This window comes from Agrobacterium sp. 22-221-1, from assembly GCF_053522445.1.
Window position 1 is genome coordinate 48,842 of the sequence record NZ_JBNWCL010000012.1, and the last position, 14,985, is coordinate 63,826.

Genomic DNA, 14,985 nt, shown 5'->3' on the forward strand with positions numbered 1-14,985 from the left:
AATGTAAATGAATTATGAAAAAAGCCATGCACAATGCGCATAACAGCGGCGCATTTGCTCAGCTTGCCGAATCCATGCTGCGCTGCGATATAGGCCCCATGTCTTGGGAGGAATAGGTTTAAGGAACCAAGGCAATGACCACTCGCTTCCGTCCGGTACATTCCGGCTTTGAAACGCTCCGCCTGGCGGGCCTCGGCCCTCGCTCCAGTCAGGGCTACCATCGTTTCGGCGCTGCCGCAAACGAACAGATGACCGCACGCGCTGCCATGCAGCAGGTCCGCGTGACGCGTCCCTCGGCAGTCTTCGCGGATTTCCGCGAGCGCTGAGAAGTACTCAGGCCAGTCTAGCGCTGGTCCACAGATATGATTGCGCGCTGGCGTCTTTCTTCGGGAAGGCGCCTTTTGCTTTTGCGTGGTTTTTTTACGAAAGGCTGCGACGAAGTCTTGAACCGAGTCACAAGGTTGTAGTGCGCGCCCAGCCGCCCCTTCTTCCGTTAACGCCGGTTGAGGCGAAAAACGGCACGCTCAATCTTGTCTTCCACCATGCGTCATCCAATCCGTCATTCCGGCCTTGAGCCGGAATCCAGCCAGCCCAAGTCCTTGGGCTGAAAAGACTCTTCTCGCCGCGTGAGAGCCGCATCGGCTGGATCCCGGCTCAAGGCCGGAATGACGGAGGAGAAGCATTTTTCGTGAAATTCGGTGGTTGAGAATGCCGCGCGCTTGTCCTGGAAACAGGCAAGACACGCAGATTTGGGTTCCCTCACCCCTGCGGCGTCGAGGCCTTGCGGGCCGCTCGTCTTGCCAGACCCAGCTGATGCTCGCGAAAGATGATGAAGATGCCGGCGAGGATAACGATCGCCGTGCCGATCAGCATCGTCACCGTGGGAATATCTCCGAACAGAATGTAGGAGACGGCGATGCCGAAGATGATGGAGCTGTATTCGAAGGGCGCGATGACCGAGACTTCGGCGTGCCGATAACTCTCCGTCAGGAAGATTTGCGCAACCCCGCCGCAGATGCCGCTGGTGATCAGCAGCATGGCCTGCGGCATGCTCAGCGCGCTCCAGCCGAAGGGCACGCTGACGAGCGACAGCAGGGTGGCGGTGAGCGAAAAATAGAGCACGATGGTCGGCGTCTTTTCCGTCTCCACCAGTTGCCGCACCTGGATCATCGCCAGACCGCCGAGCGCCGCACCGCACAATACGGCAATGGCCCCCAGCCCCTCACCGGCGGCAAAACCGCCTTCCCTCAGCAGCGTCATCTTCGGCCAGAGAATCACCAGCACGCCCGTCATACCGACGAAGACCGCGCTCCAACGATAGATGCGCACCTTTTCATGCAGGATGACGGCGGCAAAAACGACCGCGAGAAGCGGCGAGGCATAACCGATGGCGATGAATTCCGGCAGCGGCAGCATGGTCAGCCCGTAAAAGCCGCAGGCCATGGACAGGATGCCCAGAAAACCGCGCTTGAAATGGCCGAAAAGATTATTGGTGTGCAGCGCGCTGGTCAGCGCATGCAGCCACGCCAGATAGACGACAATCGGGAGAATGGCGAAAGCAGAACGGAAGAAGGTGATCTGGCCGGCAGGCACATCGCCTGCGGCCTTGATACAGGTCTGCATGACAAGAAAAAAGCCGACCGAAATCAGCTTCAGGCTAATCCCGCGAAAGGGATTCATCGGTTCGGCGTTCATTGGCAACTACTCATATCGGCTGCGCAAACACGCCATCGGAAGATTTTTCATGCGGGGAGGACGACGCAGGGGAATTGGATTTGCGCAAGGCTAGAGCATTCCCCCGGCGCTTTACAACAAAAAATGTGATTTACCCGTGAATTCCGTTGATTTGGGGAGGTATTGTTTTCGTGGCTGCGGAAATGATGCAAACCAAAAGCGACGCGCGCTAAAATTTGAAGAAAATAAAATATAATTTCAGCAATCGTTCAACATTTGCTGCCATGGTCCACAGGTCCGGCGGCGGGAGGATTGTCTGCATGGCCGGCAAAGCCTTCCATGGCGGGACAGAACGTCCTCCGACGCGCACATGAACGTGACGAATATTCTACCCATTTTACATCCGGGCCTTATGACGACATGATGCCGGGAAGACCACGCAAAGTTATTCAGGGACAGTCATGCGAACAGACACGGGCCAGATCGTTCACCTGGCAGATTACCGCCCCACCGATTTCGTTCTGGAGCGGGTGGATCTCACCTTCGAACTCGACCCTAAGAATACCAAGGTCGAAGCCCGTCTGATCTTTCACCGGCGCGAAGGTGCTGAGCGGCAGGCGCCGCTGGTTCTGGATGGCGACGAGCTGAAGCTTTCCAGCCTGCTGCTCGACCAGGTGGAACTTCCCGCCGGTCAATATGAGGCAACGCCGGAGAGCCTGACCATCCGCGACCTGCCGGCGGAGGCGCCCTTCGAAATCTGCGTCACCAATTATATCAATCCGCAGGTCAATACGCAGCTTATGGGGCTTTACCGCACCAATGGCGTCTATTGCACCCAATGCGAGGCGGAAGGTTTCCGCCGCATCACCTATTTCCCCGACCGGCCGGATGTTCTGGCGCCCTATACGGTGACGATCATCGCGGCGAAGGAAGGCAATCCCCTGCTGCTCTCGAACGGCAATTTCCTCGGCGGCGGCAATTACGACGAAGGCCGTCACTTCGCGGCATGGTTCGATCCGCATCCGAAGCCCAGCTATCTCTTCGCACTCGTCGCCGGCGATCTCGGCGTGGTGGAAGATACCTTCACCACCATATCCGGCCGCGACGTGGCGCTGAAGATTTACGTCGAGCACGGCAAGGAGCCGCGTGCGGCCTATGCCATGGACGCGCTGAAGCGTTCGATGAAGTGGGACGAAGAGCGCTTCGGCCGCGAATACGACCTCGATATTTTCATGATCGTCGCCGTGTCTGATTTCAACATGGGCGCGATGGAGAATAAGGGTCTCAACGTCTTCAACGACAAATTCGTGCTGGCCGACCCGGAAACCGCCTCCGACGCGGATTACGCCAATATCGAGCGCATCATCGCGCATGAATATTTCCACAACTGGACCGGCAACCGCATCACCTGCCGCGACTGGTTCCAGCTCTGCCTGAAGGAAGGCCTGACGGTTTATCGCGATCAGGAATTTTCCGCCGACATGCGCTCGCGCCCGGTCAAGCGCATCGCCGATGTGCGCCATCTGAAATCGGAGCAGTTTCCCGAGGATTCCGGCCCGCTGGCGCATCCGCCGCGCCCCGATACCTATCGTGAAATCAACAATTTCTACACGACGACCGTTTATGAAAAGGGTGCCGAAGTCACCCGCATGATCGCCACGATCCTCGGCGCGGACGACTTCAAGAAGGGCATGGACCTGTATTTCGAGCGCCATGACGGCGAAGCCGCCACCGTCGAGGATTTCGTCAAGAGCTTCGCGGACGCCAGCGGCCGTGACCTTTCGCAGTTTTCGCTGTGGTACACCGAGGCGGGCACGCCGCTCGTCTCCGTCTCCTCGGCTTATGATGCGGGCAAGTCCACATTCAAACTCACTCTGGAACAGACGACCGCGCCGACACCCGGCCAGCCGGTGAAACAGCCGCGTCATATTCCGCTGTCGCTGGCGCTGATCCTCGACAATGGCCAGATCGCCGAACCGCAGACCGTCGAAGGTGGCGACTATCGCGACGGCGTGCTGCACCTGACCGAACGCAACCAGACATTCTCTTTCTCCGGCATTTCCTCGCGGCCGGTGCTGTCGATCAACCGCAGCTTCTCGGCACCGATCAATCTGGATTTCGAGCAGAATGCGGCCGATCTGGTGCAGATCGCGCGGCATGAGACGGATATGTTCGCCCGCTTCCAGGCGCTGACCGATCTTGCCCTGCCGGCGCTGATTGCCGCCACCAGGGCCGTTCAGGGTGGCAAGGATGTTCAAACGGATGCGGAACTGACCGCAACGCTCATCGAAATCATCGGCAACGACGCGCTTGAGCCCGCCTTCCGGGCGCAGGCTCTCGCCTTGCCGAGCGAAACGGATATCGCCCGTGAAATGGGCGGCGACAACAATCCGGACGCCATCCACAAGGCGCGCAACGCCACCATCAAGGCCATTGCGACAGCCGGGCTCGAAACGCTGCGGCGGCTTGCCGACAGCACGGCTGACGGCGAGGCCTACAGCCCGGATGCGGCAAGTGCGGGACGCCGTTCGCTGCGTAACGGTGCGCTGACCTTCCTCGCCTTTGCCGAGGAAACGCCGGCCCGCGCGGCAAAGGCTTTTGCCGACGCCACCAACATGACCGATCTTGCGCATGCGCTCAGCGTGCTGACCCAGCGTTTCCCGGAAAGCACGGAAACAAAGGAAGCGCTTGCCGCCTTCGAAACGCGCTTTGCCGACAATGCGCTGGTACTCGACAAGTGGTTCTCGCTGCAGGCCGCCATTCCGGGCGACGGTGCGCTCGACCGGATCAAGGCGCTGATGAAATCGAAACATTTCATCGCCACCAATCCGAACCGGGTACGCTCGCTCGTCGGCACGCTTGCCTTTGCCAACCCGACCGGTTTCCACCGCGCCGATGGCGCGGCCTACCGGTTCCTGGCCGAGCAGATCATCGCCATCGACAAGCGCAATCCGCAGCTTGCCGCCCGCATTCTCACATCCATGCGCTCCTGGCGGTCGCTGGAGGCAAGCCGCGCCGAACACGCCAAGGCGGCGCTTTCGACGATCGCCGACGCCAAGGGACTGTCGACGGATGTAAGCGACATCGTCGGGCGCATCCTGAAGGGCTGACCGCCCCGCCAAAACTCCGGACAATGCCGATACGCCGTCTTGATCGCCATCAAGGCGGCGTATTGCGTTGCGCGACATGATGGTGCGCGAGAGGCCGGGAACGGCTGAAGACCGGAAAGGAATTTCAGATGACGGACATGTCCAAGACCAGCGCTTCGTTTCAGCGCTTCATGACCGATGCTCCGGCCCACAAGGCGGCATGGTTTCAGGCCGTGCAGGGTCTAGGGGCGGCGTCCACGCTCGACGTGAAGACGCAGAGCCTGATCTATATCGGCATTCTTGCCGCCCTGCGTCTGGAAAGCGGCCTCGCCTTTCACGTGATGGAAGCCAAGGTGCGGGGCGCAAGCCGTGACGATATCATCAGCGCGGTGCTGACCGGTCTTCCCGCTGCGGGCAATGGCGTGATCAGCGCGCTTGGCCCCGCTCTTACCGTCTTCGACGGAGCATGAAGCCTGTTTCTCCCGCGTTCCGCAACAACCGGATCGGATTGCCGGCTCACTGATTTCGTTCATAATTCCCGCCTCCGCCAAAGCGGAAACAGACCGTCCCGAAAAAATACGGAGTCGGTTCAAGGGGTTAAAATTCTTTTAACTTTTGCCTCTGGACACGGCGAATCGCATTTGATTCACTAGTCATATTCGAGCGGCGGCGCTTCGAATCACTGGGGACATCTTGAAGGCGGGACAATGACGAACGTGCGGCGGGCGACTGCGGGCGATGAGCGGCCGTATGCCAAATTTTCTGATCTTGCGGCCTGGGGCGAAAGGCTTTCCAGCGACCTGATGGGTTTGATGAATGGCTCCGACCGCCCGATGCCGCAGGTCGAGACCCTGCTGAAACGCCTGATCCCCATTCTCATCCTCGCCTTTCTCGTCGTCGTCGCGGCCTCGCGCATGCTGGGCATCGTTGCCGAATATAGCCGCATGGAAGAGGCCGCCCGCCATTCCACGGCGCTGACGGCGCTGACGGCCAAAGCTGCCCTTCTCAACAACGATACCGTCTTCACCGCGCAGGATCGCGCCCGTGCCGAAGCCAACCTCGTCGCGGCGCTGCCGTCCGGCAGCCTCGCCGACGGTACGATGGTGCTTCTTTCGGGCAGCAATGGCCGCATTTTCGCCGGCGCCGGCAAGGAAGCGATGCTTTATATCGGCACGTCGCTGCCGGCATTGCTTCCGGAAATCGCCATCGTGCAGCGCTTCCCCGGCGCGCCCGGCACCATCGAGACCAATATTGACGGCCAGCAGCATTATGCGACGATGATCCCCTTCGGCGACGATGGCGCGATGGTGATCGCAGCCCGCTCGCTGCAGCCGATCCGTTCCTTCTGGCGCAGCGAAATCGCCATGAACGTGACGCTGTTCGCTGGCATCTCCTCGATCCTGCTCGTCGTGCTCTATGCTTATTACATGCAGGTGAAGCGCGCCCGCGACGCCGACGATATCTTCGCCGAATCCAACCTGCGGGTTGAGACCGCGCTGTCTCGCGGCCGCTGCGGGTTGTGGGATTTCGATCTTTCCACCCGGCGCATGTTCTGGTCCGGTTCGCTTTACGAAATTCTCGGGCTGCCGCCGAAGGCCGCACCGCTCTCCTTCTCCGACGCGGCGCGGATGATGCATTCCGAAGACGGCAATCTCTATGAGCTTGCCCGCGCCGTCGGCTGCGGCAACCTGCGCCAGATCGATCAAATCTTCCGCATGCGCCATGCCAAGGGCCATTATGTCTGGCTGCGCGCCCGCGCCCAGGTCATCCGCACCAATAACGGCCCGCGCGTCATCGGCATCGCCATGGATGTGACCGAGCAGCACCGCCTTGCACAACGCTACGCCGAGGCCGACCAGCGCCTTGCCGACGCCATCGAATCCACCTCGGAAGCCTTCGTGCTGTGGGACAAGAACGACCGTCTGGTGATGTGCAATACCCACTACCAGAAGGCCTATGGCCTGCCAGACAGCGTGCTGGTGGCCGGCACGGAAAAAAGCACCGTCTATGCCGCGGCCGCCCGTCCCGTCGTTGAACGTCGCGTTGCCGATCCGGACCAGTCCGGTCTGTCGCGCACCACGGAAGTGCAGCTTGCCGATGACCGCTGGCTGCAGATCAACGAACGCCGCACCCGCGATGGCGGCCTCGTCTCGGTCGGCACCGATATCACCCTTCTGAAGCGCCATCAGGAACGGCTGCGCGATTCCGAGCGCCGGCTGATGGCCACCATCGGCGATCTCTCCGCCTCGCAGCACAAGCTGGAGCGGCAGAAGACGGAGCTTTCCGACGCCAACGCCAATTATCTCGCCGAAAAAGAACGCGCGCAGGCCGCCAACCGGGCGAAATCCGAATTCCTCGCCAATATGAGCCATGAGCTGCGCACGCCGCTCAACGCCATCCTCGGCTTTTCCGACATCCTGCAGAACGAAATGTTCGGACCGGTCGGCTCGCCGAAATATTCCGAATATGCCCGCGATATTCACGATAGCGGCAAACACCTGCTCAACGTCATCAACGATATTCTCGACATGTCGAAGATCGAGGCGGGCCATATGCGCATCAACCGCGAGACCATCGATCTCGCGCCACTGATCGAAGAGACGCTGCGGCTGACCGCCATTCAGGCCGAGCAGAAGAACATCACCGTGCAGCAGAAGGTTTGCGCTGGGCTGACCATGCAGGGCGACCGTCGCGCCATGAAGCAGATCATGCTCAACCTGCTCTCCAACGCCGTGAAATTCACCGGCGATGGCGGCCGCATCGCGCTGCGCACCCATGTGCATCAGGCCGCGATGATCCTCACCATCGCAGACACCGGCATCGGCATTCCCGCCCAGGCGCTCAACAAGATCGGCCAGCCTTTCGAACAGGTGCAGAGCCAATATGCCAAGAGCCAGGGCGGCTCCGGCCTCGGGCTTGCCATTTCCCGCTCGCTCGTCAAGCTGCATGGCGGCACGATGAAAATCCGCTCGTGTGAGGGCCGTGGCACGGTGGTGACGATCATCATTCCGCATGCGGCGGGGGGCTGCGGGACGGTGCATTGAGGTGGCGTCGGATGCGCTGACTGTTCTGCAATATGTAAAGGTCGAGTGCGCAATCCCCCCCTCTGCCCTGCCGGGCATCTCCCCCTCAAGGGGGGAGATCAGCTGGGAGCTAACGCTCGCTCATTCGCAACGTTAGAGATGGGCTGAAGAGTGCCGCATATCGATCTCCCCCCTTGAGGGGGAGATGCCCGGCAGGGCAGAGGGGGGTGAAGCCTCACCCACCGTTTTTCACCAACGCCACGAATGCGTTGCCCGAAACTTTAGACGGCCGCCTTCCAGAAACGCGTCTCGTTGATCCGCTCTTTTTCCCGAAATGCCTCTGCCAGATCGATTTCGTAACGATTGGCAACGGCGCAAAGATAAAAGAGGATATCGGCCAACTCTTCGGAAATCGGCGTCGTCACGCTGTCCGGGTCGAGAGCCAGACCTTCGTGTTTGCGAATTGCCTTGAACAACTCACCTACTTCTTCACCGAGCAGCAAACATTTCTGCAAAGTCGTCTCTTCACTGAAGCCTCGTTCGGCTTCAGACTGTGCGACATAAAACTGCAAATCTCCAAGAGTGGCATTGTCGGCAAGTGGTCTCATGGTGTTCCCCGATACGTTCGTTCACGACGCGATGCTATGGGGTGCCTGTGACATAGCCGTGACGCCTATCCACCATTCTTCACCGTCGCCACAAACGCCTTCCGCACCGCCTTCGCCAGCCGCTTCACCTCCCCCTCCAATGTGGGAATATCAGGGCAATCCCCCGCCCGGCAGACGAGATCGGTGAGGCCCGCCGGCGCCTCCTTCGGGTTGAAGGCGCCATCGATGCACAGCCGCACGATCTGCGAGATTTCGGTGTAGAGCGCCATCGCCGCCATGCAATCATCAAAGGCCTGCGGCTCCATGACAGGGGCGGCGAGCGCCTGCAGCGCTTCGGCCGTGTTGCGCCCCGGTTCATGCGCGGCAAGCCCCTTTACCGGTCCCACCAGCGCCAAATATTGGGCGATGAATTCGAGGTCGATCAGCCCGCCATTGATGAGCTTGAAGTCCCAGTTGTTTTCCGGCGGCTTCTCCTGCTCGATCAGGCTGCGCATCTCCAGCACATCGGCCGAGACCTTGGCCATATCGCGCTTTTGCGACAGGATGGAAGCGATGATGCGGCGCGCATCCTCCATCAGCGAGGCATCGCCGCAGATCAGGCGAGCGCGGGACAGTGCCATGTGCTCCCAGGTCCAGGCTTCCTCGCGCTGGTATTTCTCGAAGGCGGAAATGCGGGTTGCCACTGGGCCCTTGTTGCCCGAGGGGCGAAGCCGCATGTCCACCTCGTAAAGCACGCCCTCCGCCGTCGGGGCCGAAAGCGCCGCAATCAGCCTTTGCGTGACGCGGGTGAAGTAACGCACCACATCGAGCGGCTTTGCGCCGGTCGATTCATGGGCGGCATCGTCATAATCGTAAAGCAGGATGAGATCGACATCCGAACCGGCCGTCAGCTCGAAGGAGCCGAGCTTGCCCATGCCCATAACAGCCACGCGCCCGCCGGGATAGAGCCCATGCGCCGCTTCCATTTCCGAAAGAACCGCATTCAGCGCCGCCTCGATGACAAGATCGGCAAGATGGGTGAAGGCGCGGGCGGCGACCTCGCCGCGGATTGCGCCGGTCAGCAGCCGCACGCCGATGAGGAAGCGTTGTTCGGCAGCGAAAATGCGAAGCCGGTCGAGAATATCCTCGTAGTGGCGGGCATTGGAGAGAAAGCTTCCCATACGATGGGCTAGATAATCGCGCGTCGGCACGTCGCTCATCAATGCCGGGTCCAGCATACCGTCGAACACATGCGGGCGGGCGGCGATGATTTCGGCAAGGCGCGGTGCGGACGACATGATCGTCACCAGCAGGTCAAGCAGCGCCGGGTTGTTGCCGAGCAGCGAAAAGAGCTGGATGCCGGCAGGCAGGCCGGAGAGGAAATTGTCGAAACGCAGCAGCGCCTCATCGGCCCGCTTGCTTTCACCGAAGGCGCGCAGCAGGTCCGGCGTCAGCTCCGTCAGCCGTTCGCGCGCCTCCACCGATTGCGTCGCCCGGTAACGGCCATTGTGCCAGGTGCGGATGACGCGGGAAATATCCTCCGGCCGCTCGAAACCGAGGGCGGAGAGCGTCTTTAACGTATCGGGATCGTCCTTCTGGCCGGTGAAGACCAGATTGCCGGCCTCGCCTGACAGCTTCACCTCCTGCTCGAACAGCGCCGAATAACGCCGCTCCACCAGCCGCAGCACCTGTTCCAGCTTTTCCGAAAAGGCCTTGGTGTCCTCGAAACCGAGCATGCAGGCGATGCGCTTCAATTCGGCTTCGGTGTCGGGCAGCACATGGGTCTGCTCGTCGCGCACCATCTGGATGCGGTGCTCCACTTCGCGCAGGAACCAATAGGCGTCCGTCAGGCTGTCACGCGTTTCGGCATCAATCCATTTCGCTTCGGTGAGCGCCGCAAGCGCCTCCTGCGTTGCACGCACCCGAAGCGCCGGCATGCGGCCGCCGGCGATAAGCTGCTGTGTCTGCGCGAAGAACTCGATCTCGCGGATGCCGCCGCGCCCAAGCTTGACGTTGTGGCCCTTCACCGCAATCGCGCCATGGCCCTTATGGGCGTGGATCTGCCGCTTGATAGAATGAATATCGGCAATCGCCGCATAATCGAGATATTTGCGGAAGATGAAGGGCGTCAGTTCGCGCAGGAAATTCTCACCCGCCTTGATATCGCCGGCCACCGGCCGCGCCTTGATATAGGCGGCGCGTTCCCAGTTCTGCCCCCTGCCCTCATAATAAAGCAGCGCCGCCTCTACGGGAATGGCGAGCGGCGTCGAGCCGGGGTCGGGCCGCAGCCGCAGATCGGTGCGGAAAACGTAACCATCGGCCGTGCGCTCCTGCATGATGCGCACGAGACGGCGCATCATCCGGCCGAAATTCTCCGTCGCATCATAGGGATCGTCCATGATGCCGGCTGAGGGTTCGAAGAACACAACGGCGTCGATATCGGAAGAATAGTTCAGTTCGCACGCGCCGAGCTTGCCCATGCCGAGCACGATGAGGCCCGACCCGTCGCTCGGGGCTGCGACATTTTTCAGTTTCAGCTTGCCGCTCTCATGCGCGGCGAGCAGCAGGTGATCGATGGCGGCGGAAAGCGATGCATCCGCCATGTCGCTCAGCCAGCGTGTCGTATCGCGCGCGGTGAAGATGCGGGCGAGATCGGCAAGTGCTGCGATGAAAGAGAGCCGCCGCTTGGCTACCCTCAGCCGCGACATCACCTCGTTTTCGCTCGGCACCCCGCCTTCTTCGCCCGGCTTCCAGCAATCGCGCGCCTCATGGACGAGACCCGCCAGCAGCGGCTCGAGTGGTTTCGACATCGCCAGCGACAAAAGCCCCTCATCCGCCGACGCCATGTCACGCAGATAGGGGGACAGCGTGAAAGCCGCGGCGATAAACTCTTTGAGTGCACTTTCCCCGGCAAGCAGCGCGGCCACCGCCGGCTCGCTTTTGCCGATATCCTTCAGCGTCGAAAGAACGGATTTCAGTTCCGTCTGCGTATAGGGGCGGATCACGCCCGGCAGAACCTCGCTCAGCCGCCTTTCGGCGGTTTCCCGTTTCGTCACTGTGTCTCTCCCTCTTCCGACTATCCTATCGCCGCTCCCCGACATGCGGCTTTCAGGACCGGATGCGCCGCACCCGAAACGTCCCTGCCGCCGCACCTCTTAGAATCCTCCCGGCGCATGCATGTGGCGTTGTAACAAATGCAGGCCGCTTTGCGATCATAAAACCGCCGACGGCGATGTTTTCCAAAGCGCCGTACCCCGTAATGTCTCCGCAATTGTGCCCGCGTAGCGTCAGCCTCAACGAAACCCGACTCCCCGGTTTTCCAACGCTCGATGTTGCAACGGATATGATCATGAAACAGATTTTTACAGCGAAATTGCAAAAGAACCTGCGCGCGATAGCCCTTTGCCTGACGACGCTGCCCATGGCGCAGGCCGTCTGCACCCCCGTTTTTGCCGCCGATATCGGCAAATCGGACCGGGTGGCCGATCCGCAGGGCAATTTCGACAATGCCCGCTACAGCAGCTCCAGCGACTGGAAGATCACACTCGGTGTCGGTGCTGCCTACGCCCCGAAATATGAGGGTTCGGACAAGCTGGAAGCAGGCGCCGTGCCGCTGGTTTCCATCGAATATGGCGATACGCTGAGCATCGATTTCAGCGGCGTCACTGTCAACCTGCTGAACCACAACGGCTTCAGGCTGGGTGTGAAGGGCGGCTGGGAGGCTGGGCGCAAGGAAAAGGACGACAGGAAAAACCTGCGCGGAATGGGCGATATCAAGGCGGCCGGCGTGGTCGGCGGCGTCATCGCTTATGGCGTGGACCCCTTCGAAATCTACGCCAAGGTGGACAAGACCATCGACGGCAGCGAAGGCCTGACCGCGACCATCGGCGCCAGCGTCTCGCACAAGGTCGATCAGTTCATCCTTGGCGCCGACCTCTCCGCCACCTGGGCGGACGACAAGCACATGAAATCCTATTTCGGCGTCACCTCGGCCCAGTCCGCCCGCTCGGGCCTGCGCCGCTTCGACGCGAAATCAGGCTTCAAGCGCATCGACGCCAGCGCCTCCGTCACTTACCTTATGACCGAGAACTGGTCGATCACCGGCACGGGCGGCGTCGGCTTCCTGCTGGGCGATGCCAAGGACAGCCCCCTGTCAAAGAAAGATATTCAGCCATTTGCGATGGTGGGCGTCGCTTACACGTTCTAAACCGCGAGCAGGAGAACCGCGCGGCCACGGATGCGCGCTCCGGCACGTCCCCAATGAGGAAAGGCGTCCCTGCCCTCACGCCTCCTCACCCGGTGAAGCGCCGCAAGGCGTTTCACCGGGGCCGCGATGTTTCGCAGAACGGGCGGCCGGTTCCAGCGTGCCCTTATAAGCGACGACGAGACCGACGAAGGGCAGAGAAATTTCCACATCGAAGCAGAACCGGCCGTTTTCCTCGGACTCGAAACTCTCGCCCTTCGGCAGAAGAAAGCCGGGCAGCGGCACGCCCAGAACATGCCATCGCCGGGGGATGAGAGCCAGCCGGCCGCCATCGAGCACCAGCGCCAGAGCGACGGTAACGATGCCGAAGCGCTCCGCCAGCAGATATTGATCCTTGCCCATGCCGGCCGACTGTGTGGACGAGAAGCGCTGCCCGCCGAAATTCCGCGTCCAGCGCTCCTTGCCCTTTTCCGGCGTGAAGGTGACGCTGACGGGAACCTGCTTTCCCGCCTGCGGAAAGCCGGCGAGCGCGGAAATCATGCGGGCCAGCATGCCCTGCCCGCGGCGTATCTCCGCGACCCCGCTCCATTGCCGAACATCCTTGCTGTCGTGCAGTTCCCGCAGGCGCGGCGGCAAGTCATCGAAGGCCGGGCCGAGAAGCTGGCGGAACAGCGAGACGTCGGGTTCCTCGCGGCGGAACCCCGTGTAGATCGTCTTGTTGCGGAAAAGCCGGTCGTAATCGGCAAGGTTCAGCGCATCCGTGCCGGCGCGTGCGCCGGGCAACGGGCGCTCGCCGCTCAGCATCTTGCGGACAAGAGCCTCGATAGCCATGGAGGGGATGTAGGGGCCGTCATCGCCTTCGGCCAGCAAATGCCAGCTCATCTCCATCGACCTGCCCGCTGCACGCCCCTGCGCGCGGACGAACATGCCGCCGCGATGTTCGCCAAAGCGCATCCGGTTCAGCACGGCATGAAACAGCGGCGATAGCGACGCGAATGAGGGAAGGCCGAACCGCGCCCGCGCTTTCGCCAGAAGGTTCAACATACGGTGCAGAAACTCCGGCACGGGACCGGCCCCCATCCATATATCGGTCATCGACGGGTGTTCCGGTGGAATCACCTGTAAATCCGGCACATCGACCAGCGAAAAGTGAATATTGCGCAACGGCAGCCTGCCGGGCACGGCAACGGTGAAGCGCCTGCTTTCCGCAAGGCCGACGCCGTGCGCCGGCCTGCCATGCCGCCAGAGCTTGACCGGCGCGCCGGCATAACCCACGACCGCCCGCATGACGTTGAGGCCGATCCCGGCATAAGGAGACGGCGCTATTCCGCCCTCGACGGTGAGAATGTCCATGGTCCTTTCCATTTCGCGCAGGACGGCGGCCGTCAGGACGGGGAAACTGCTGACGCCTGACAGGACGAAAACACCGGCGGCTTTCGCCCGCTCATCGAATTGGCTGACGCCGAAAACGAAATCGGCGGCATCGGCGAAATCGAGATAGTCTATCCCGGCGTCGATGCACGCCGTTATCACGCCGTAACATGCGCTGCCATAGGTCTGGAACGGCCCGGACGCATCGACGACAAGATCGGGCTTGTGGATGCGCAGGGCGTCTGTGATATCGCGGCGATCGAGCATCAGCGGGCGCAATTGCGCCTGTCCGCGCCAGGCTGCGCAAAAGGCCTCCGCCCGTGCGAGGCTGCGGCCGCAGACGAGAATTTCAAGGCTGGACATATCGGCAAGCAGTTCCGCCAGCCGGCCGCCGAACACACCGTAACCGCCGAGGATCAATATTTTCATTACCCTGCCGACGCCTCTGTGCCGATGCCCGATTTACCTGAACGGGTGGCCATTGCCATGGTCAAAGGATTCTCTCCCGGTACTCCGGCGGCGCCACCCAGCATTCTTCGCGTTTTCCGAACCAGCGGTAGCGATTGCGGGCGACAAGGCGATAAACGGGATCGCGCAGGAATGCGGGAACGATGCGCAATATGGTGATCAGCCGCCAGGGTAGGCCCAGCGCTTCATATATGCTCAGCACGGCATCGCTGTCCTGCCGCACCCTGCCGCCCTCCACGACCAGCATGCTGACCGGATCTTTCGGGTCCATGCCGCAACGTCGGTAAATTTGCGCGCCGATATCGCCCTGCATGGATGCCACGCGGAAATATCCGGCCCTGTCATGCCGCAGCACGAATTGCGCATTCACGGAGCACAGCACACATTCCGCATCGAACAGAATGATCGGGCCGTGCCCGTCGTCGGTCAAGGGAACCTTAGCTGCCACCCGTCACACATCCTTTCGTCCATCGCACGCGATTTCCGAACAGAGCCATTGCCGTCAATCAATCGGACTATTCTTCAGATCATCTTGCAATACAATCTTGAAAAACAGTCATTTTCCGGAT

General features: G+C 61.1%; 10 protein-coding genes. 5 read left to right on the top strand and 5 right to left on the bottom strand.

Going from position 1 to position 14,985, the window contains the following annotated elements; translation table 11 throughout:
- The first annotated feature begins 134 nt into the window (after nucleotides 1-134).
- Nucleotides 135-326: a hypothetical protein gene (locus ACQZ5N_RS18040; RefSeq protein WP_003509784.1), complete on the top strand. Its 192-nt coding sequence runs from the start codon at nucleotides 135-137 to the stop codon at nucleotides 324-326.
- A 433-nt stretch (nucleotides 327-759) separates the two neighbouring features.
- On the opposite strand, the gene ACQZ5N_RS18045 is transcribed toward ACQZ5N_RS18040, so the two are convergent.
- Nucleotides 760-1,695: a DMT family transporter gene (locus ACQZ5N_RS18045; RefSeq protein ID WP_020808650.1), complete on the bottom strand. Its 936-nt coding sequence runs from the start codon at nucleotides 1,693-1,695 to the stop codon at nucleotides 760-762.
- Nucleotides 1,696-2,135: 440 nt separating this feature from the next.
- Here ACQZ5N_RS18045 and pepN point away from each other — a divergent pair, with 440 nt between their 5' ends.
- The 3 genes from pepN to ACQZ5N_RS18060 all read left to right on the top strand — a co-directional run bounded on the left by pepN (nucleotide 2,136) and on the right by ACQZ5N_RS18060 (nucleotide 7,807).
- Nucleotides 2,136-4,784: an aminopeptidase N gene (pepN, locus tag ACQZ5N_RS18050; RefSeq protein WP_448733681.1), complete on the top strand. Its 2,649-nt coding sequence runs from the start codon at nucleotides 2,136-2,138 to the stop codon at nucleotides 4,782-4,784.
- A 128-nt stretch (nucleotides 4,785-4,912) separates the two neighbouring features.
- The gene (locus tag ACQZ5N_RS18055; RefSeq protein ID WP_448733682.1) at nucleotides 4,913-5,233 is read left to right on the top strand and encodes a carboxymuconolactone decarboxylase family protein; all 321 of its coding nucleotides are present in this window, start codon (nucleotides 4,913-4,915) and stop codon (nucleotides 5,231-5,233) included.
- A 237-nt stretch (nucleotides 5,234-5,470) separates the two neighbouring features.
- Nucleotides 5,471-7,807, top strand: coding sequence for a PAS domain-containing sensor histidine kinase (locus ACQZ5N_RS18060; RefSeq protein WP_448733683.1), 2,337 nt, complete (start codon nucleotides 5,471-5,473; stop codon nucleotides 7,805-7,807).
- Nucleotides 7,808-8,067: 260 nt separating this feature from the next.
- Here ACQZ5N_RS18060 and ACQZ5N_RS18065 read toward each other — a convergent pair whose 3' ends face one another.
- Both ACQZ5N_RS18065 and ACQZ5N_RS18070 read right to left on the bottom strand, forming a co-directional pair.
- Complete coding sequence (locus tag ACQZ5N_RS18065) at nucleotides 8,068-8,394, bottom strand: MazG nucleotide pyrophosphohydrolase domain-containing protein (protein WP_448733684.1); 327 nt, start codon at nucleotides 8,392-8,394, stop codon at nucleotides 8,068-8,070.
- A 65-nt stretch (nucleotides 8,395-8,459) separates the two neighbouring features.
- Nucleotides 8,460-11,429, bottom strand: coding sequence for a bifunctional [glutamine synthetase] adenylyltransferase/[glutamine synthetase]-adenylyl-L-tyrosine phosphorylase (locus ACQZ5N_RS18070; RefSeq protein ID WP_448733685.1), 2,970 nt, complete (start codon nucleotides 11,427-11,429; stop codon nucleotides 8,460-8,462).
- Nucleotides 11,430-11,716: 287 nt separating this feature from the next.
- Here ACQZ5N_RS18070 and ACQZ5N_RS18075 point away from each other — a divergent pair, with 287 nt between their 5' ends.
- The gene (locus ACQZ5N_RS18075) at nucleotides 11,717-12,580 is read left to right on the top strand and encodes a MipA/OmpV family protein (RefSeq protein ID WP_448733686.1); all 864 of its coding nucleotides are present in this window, start codon (nucleotides 11,717-11,719) and stop codon (nucleotides 12,578-12,580) included.
- A 75-nt stretch (nucleotides 12,581-12,655) separates the two neighbouring features.
- Here the strand turns inward: ACQZ5N_RS18075 and ACQZ5N_RS18080 are convergent, their stop codons facing one another.
- Both ACQZ5N_RS18080 and ACQZ5N_RS18085 read right to left on the bottom strand, forming a co-directional pair.
- The gene (locus ACQZ5N_RS18080) at nucleotides 12,656-14,377 is read right to left on the bottom strand and encodes a DUF4166 domain-containing protein (protein ID WP_448733687.1); all 1,722 of its coding nucleotides are present in this window, start codon (nucleotides 14,375-14,377) and stop codon (nucleotides 12,656-12,658) included.
- A gap of 61 nt (nucleotides 14,378-14,438) precedes the next feature.
- Nucleotides 14,439-14,864, bottom strand: a complete 426-nt coding sequence (locus ACQZ5N_RS18085) for a thiol-disulfide oxidoreductase DCC family protein (protein WP_448733688.1) — start codon at nucleotides 14,862-14,864, stop codon at nucleotides 14,439-14,441.
- Between the last annotated feature and the right edge of the window lie 121 nt (nucleotides 14,865-14,985).